The 4,184-nt window shown below is 65.6% G+C and carries 6 protein-coding genes; 3 read left to right on the top strand and 3 right to left on the bottom strand.

The window, feature by feature from the left end:
- Positions 1–92: 92 nt before the first annotated feature.
- The 3 genes from pyrF to VKP01_RS06600 all read left to right on the top strand — a co-directional run bounded on the left by pyrF (position 93) and on the right by VKP01_RS06600 (position 1,600).
- Entirely contained in the window at positions 93–818 is a 726-nt protein-coding gene (pyrF, locus tag VKP01_RS06590; RefSeq protein WP_324411368.1) for an orotidine-5'-phosphate decarboxylase, read from the top strand.
- A gap of 131 nt (positions 819–949) precedes the next feature.
- Positions 950–1,240: a DUF1330 domain-containing protein gene (locus VKP01_RS06595; protein WP_324411369.1), complete on the top strand. Its 291-nt coding sequence runs from the start codon at positions 950–952 to the stop codon at positions 1,238–1,240.
- Between the two features lie 48 nt (positions 1,241–1,288).
- Positions 1,289–1,600, top strand: coding sequence for a DUF1330 domain-containing protein (locus VKP01_RS06600; protein WP_324411370.1), 312 nt, complete (start codon positions 1,289–1,291; stop codon positions 1,598–1,600).
- Positions 1,601–1,693: 93 nt separating this feature from the next.
- On the opposite strand, the gene phbB is transcribed toward VKP01_RS06600, so the two are convergent.
- The 3 genes from phbB to VKP01_RS06615 all read right to left on the bottom strand — a co-directional run.
- Positions 1,694–2,419, bottom strand: coding sequence for an acetoacetyl-CoA reductase (gene phbB / locus VKP01_RS06605; protein WP_324411371.1), 726 nt, complete (start codon positions 2,417–2,419; stop codon positions 1,694–1,696).
- A 124-nt stretch (positions 2,420–2,543) separates the two neighbouring features.
- Positions 2,544–3,722, bottom strand: a complete 1,179-nt coding sequence (locus VKP01_RS06610; RefSeq protein WP_324411372.1) for an acetyl-CoA C-acetyltransferase — start codon at positions 3,720–3,722, stop codon at positions 2,544–2,546.
- 156 nt (positions 3,723–3,878) lie between these two features.
- Positions 3,879–4,184: 3-oxoacyl-[acyl-carrier-protein] synthase III C-terminal domain-containing protein (locus VKP01_RS06615; RefSeq protein ID WP_324411373.1), on the bottom strand; the 306-nt coding region annotated here is incomplete at its 5' end.

A 4,184-nucleotide genomic window follows, 5' to 3' on the forward strand; every position in this document is an offset into this window, starting at 1 on the left:
GGCGGATGCGGTGCCCCGGGCGACCCGCCGCATTTGACTTCGCCCCCCGGCTCTGATTTCTGCCCTCGATGTCCTGAGCCCGGAGCCCGCCCATGTCCTCTTCCGCCGCTGATGCCGTGACAACCCGTGATCCGCGTGATCCGATCATCGTCGCTCTCGATCTGCCCGATGTGGCGCAGGCCCGCGAACTGGTGGCGCGGATCGGTGATGGGGCCCGTTTCTACAAGATCGGCTATCGCCTCGGCTTTGCCGGCGGCCTCACCTTCGCCCGTGAACTGGTCGATCAGGGCTGCAAGGTTTTTCTCGATTTCAAGCTGCATGATATCGGCAATACAGTCAGCGAAGGCGTCGCGGCGATCAGCGCACTCGGCGTCGATCTCGCCACGGTGCATGCTTATCCCCAGACCATGAAGGCCGCCGTGGCCGGGCGCGGTGAGGGGGCCTTGAAGCTCCTGGCCGTCACGGTCCTGACCTCTTACGACGATGCCGATCTCGCCGAAGCCGGCTACAGCGGCAGCGTTGCCGATCTCGTCGCGCGTCGCGCAGCACAGGCGCGCGAAGCGGGGATCGATGGCATCGTCTGCGCGCCACAGGAAATCGCGACAGTACGCGCCGCACTCGGCCCAGACCGGCTGATCGTCACCCCTGGTATTCGCCCCGCAGGCGCCGATGCGGGCGATCAGAAGCGGGTCATGACCCCGGGCGAGGCCGTACGGGCCGGCGCCGATCACCTCGTCATCGGGCGCCCGATTACACGCGCCGCCGATCCGCGCGCCGCCGCAATGGCGATTGCCGAGGACATTGCCGGGAATACGTAAGGAGATGACGCCTCTCGGCGCAGCGTTTCACTGAATTCCCATGCGGCAAGCGTGCATCTGCACGGCGTTCCAGACTTGTCAGCGACGCATGGGGCGGCCACTCTTTCCGGGATACCGGTGGGAGAATATCCATGCCCAGAGGTTACGTGATCGCGCGCATCACGGTGCATGACGCGGAAGCATACAAGGCCTATATCCCCGCCGCCACAGCGGCGATGGAACGTTTCGGCGGGCGCCCTCTGGTGCGTGGCGGGCGCATGGAGACGCTGGAGGGCGAAGGCCGCAAGCGCAATGTGGTGATTGCCTTCGAGAGTTTCGAACAGGCGCGCGCCTTCTATCATTCGCCGGATTATCAGGCGGCCGTGGCGCTGCGCGCGCCGGTAGCGGAAGCGGATGTGATCGTGGTCGAGGGACTCGATTGAGGGCATTGGCGCCGGACGAACCGGCGCCTGCAACGGGAGGACGAGAACATGCCGAAGGGCTATTGGGTGGCGCGGGTCGACGTCTACGACCAGGACGCCTACAAGAACTACGTCGCAACGAACGGCGAGGCCTTCGCCAAATACGGTGGACGTTTCATCGTGCGCGGCGGGCGCTTCGAGCGCCTCATCGGCTCCAGCCGCTCGCGCAATGTCGTGATCGAATTCCCCAGCTACGAGGATGCGCTGGCCTGCTGGAACTCACCGGAATACCAGGCGGCACGCGCACGCCAGGAAGGCGGCGCGGAGATGGATGCGATCGTCATCGAGGGATACGAGGGGGCGCAACCCGGCGAGGGCTGAGCCCCTGCCGGGCGCGCTGTGCCGGGCGCGACTGCGATTTCCCTCCCCTGAGGGGCGGGAAACCGCCCGCTTCATACATGCCTCGCCCCGGCATCAGGCCATGTACTGGCCGCCGTTGATCGACAGGGTCGAGCCGGTGATGAAGCCGGCCTCGTCGGAGGCGAGGAAGACGACGCCGCGGGCGATTTCTTCCGCCTCGCCGAGACGACCGACCGGGATCTGCGGGATGATCTTGGAATTGAGCACATCCGCCGGCACGGCCTTGACCATCTCGGTACCGATATAGCCCGGCGCAATCACGTTGACGGTGATGCCCTTGGCGGCATTTTCCTGCGCAAGCGCCTTGGCGAAGCCGATCACGCCGGCCTTGGCGGCGGAGTAATTGCTCTGGCCCATCTGGCCCTTCTGGCCATTGACCGAGGAAATCGCGATGATGCGACCGAAACCGCGCGACTGCATGCCCTCGATCACCGGGCGTGTCACCGTGAACATTGAATCGAGATTGGTGCGCATCACCTGTGTCCATTGCTCGTAGGACATGCGGTGGAACATCTTGTCACGCGTGATGCCGGCATTGTTGACGACTATGTCGACCGGGCCGAGATCGCTCTCGATCTGCTTGATGGCATCCTCGCAGGCCTGCGCATCGGAGACGTCGAACTTGTATACCGGAATTCCGGTCGCTTCCTTGAACTTGGCGGCAGCTTCATCGTTCCCGGCATAGTTCGCCGCAACGCTGTAGCCCGCTTCCTTCAAACCCTTCGAGATCGCCTCGCCGATACCGCGGGTCCCGCCCGTCACCAATGCAACACGCCCCATGATCATTTCCTCCCAGAAACAGAAACTCGAGATTGAGAACCCCGGGCATGCTCCCAACATGCCCGGATCGTCGTGTCAAGCCGGGGCTGCATGACCCCGGCCAACAGCTTGCCGGCGCTGTTTTTCAGCGCTCGAGGCACATGGCGACGCCCATGCCGCCGCCGATGCAGAGCGTCGCGAGACCCTTCTTCGCATCGCGCTTGCCCATTTCGTGCAAGAGCGTGACGAGGACGCGGGCGCCCGAGGCGCCGATCGGATGGCCGATGGCGATGGCGCCGCCATTGACGTTCACGATCTCGGGGTCCCAGCCCATATCCTTGTTGACCGCGAGCGCCTGGGCGGCGAAGGCCTCGTTGGCCTCCACGAGATCGAGATCGCCGACCTTCCAGCCGGCTTTCTCGAGCGCCTTGCGCGAGGCCGGGATCGGGCCGGTGCCCATGATCGCGGGATCAACGCCGCAGGTGGACCAGGAGGCGATGCGCGCCAGCGGCGTGAGGCCGCGCTTCTCCGCTTCCGCCGCCGTCATCAGCACGACCGCCGCTGCGCCGTCATTGATGCCCGAAGCGTTACCGGCGGTGACGCTGCCCTCCTTCGAGAAGGCGGGGCGCAGCTTCTGCATGCCTTCGAACGTGGCGCCGGCGCGGATGTATTCGTCCTGATCGACCACGGTATCGCCCTTGCGGGTGGAGACGGTGAACGGGGCGATCTCGTCGGTGAACCTGCCGGCTTTCTGCGCGGCCTCCGCCTTGTTCTGCGAGGCGACGGCGAAGGCGTCCTGCTCCTCGCGGGTCAGCTGCCAGCGCGCGGCGACGTTTTCGGCGGTATTGCCCATGTGATAGCCGTGGAAGGCGTCGATCAGCCCGTCCTTGAGCATCGAATCCATCATCTTCAGATCGCCCATCTTCTGGCCGGAGCGCAGATAGGCGACATGCGGGGCCTGTGACATGGATTCCTGCCCGCCCGCGACGATGATGTCCGCGTCGCCGTTGGCGATCTGCTGCATGCCGAGTGCCACGGCGCGCAGGCCCGAACCGCAGAGCTGGTTGAGCCCCCAGGAGGTCGCTTCCTGCGGGATGCCCGCCTTCATCGCGGCCTGGCGGGCGGGGTTCTGGCCCTGGCCGGCTGCGAGGATCTGGCCGAGGATCACCTCGTTGACCTCGGCGCCCTCCACCTTTGCGCGGTCCAGCGCCGTGCTGATGGCGACCGCGCCGAGCTCATGCGCCGGGACGCTCGCGAATGCGCCGTTGAACGAGCCGACCGCCGTGCGTGCGGCGGAGACGATGACGATATCCTGGCTTGTCATTATGCCTTCCATTCCCTTTTGGTCGTTTGCTCGATAGGAACCGGCGCGGATCAATCCGCGCGAGATCTTCTTGGGCCGATCAAAGCAGGCGAGGCAATGAAGTCAAGGGCGGGCGAATGCGAATATGCGCAGCCAAAGCCCCCGGCCGCACTGCCCTCACCAGCGAATCAGCGCACTGCCCCAGGTGAAGCCGCCGCCGATCGCCTCCAGCATGACGAGATCGCCGCGCCTGATGCGCCCGTCCTTCACCGCCACGTCGAGGGCGAGCGGGATCGAGGCGGCGGAGGTATTGCCGTGGCGATCGACGGTGATCACGACCTTCTCGGGGGCGATGCCGAGCTTGTCGGCGGAGGCGTCGATGATGCGCTTGTTGGCCTGATGCGGCACGAACCAGCTCAGCTCTTCGGCGCTGGTCCCCGTCTGCGCGAAGGCGGCCTCGACCACGTCTGTCACCATGCCGAC

Source organism: Saliniramus sp., assembly GCF_035311605.1.
Lineage (GTDB): Bacteria > Pseudomonadota > Alphaproteobacteria > Rhizobiales > Beijerinckiaceae > Saliniramus.

Excerpts from the sequence above, each read along its gene's own strand:
- VKP01_RS06610 (WP_324411372.1), bottom strand. The coding sequence starts at position 3,722 with ATGACAAGCCAGGATATCGTCATCGTCTCCGCCGCACGCACGGCGGTC.
- VKP01_RS06595 (WP_324411369.1), top strand. The coding sequence starts at position 950 with ATGCCCAGAGGTTACGTGATCGCGCGCATCACGGTGCATGACGCGGAA.
- VKP01_RS06600 (WP_324411370.1), top strand. The coding sequence starts at position 1,289 with ATGCCGAAGGGCTATTGGGTGGCGCGGGTCGACGTCTACGACCAGGAC.
- phbB (WP_324411371.1), bottom strand. The coding sequence starts at position 2,419 with ATGGGGCGTGTTGCATTGGTGACGGGCGGGACCCGCGGTATCGGCGAG.
- pyrF (WP_324411368.1), top strand. The coding sequence starts at position 93 with ATGTCCTCTTCCGCCGCTGATGCCGTGACAACCCGTGATCCGCGTGAT.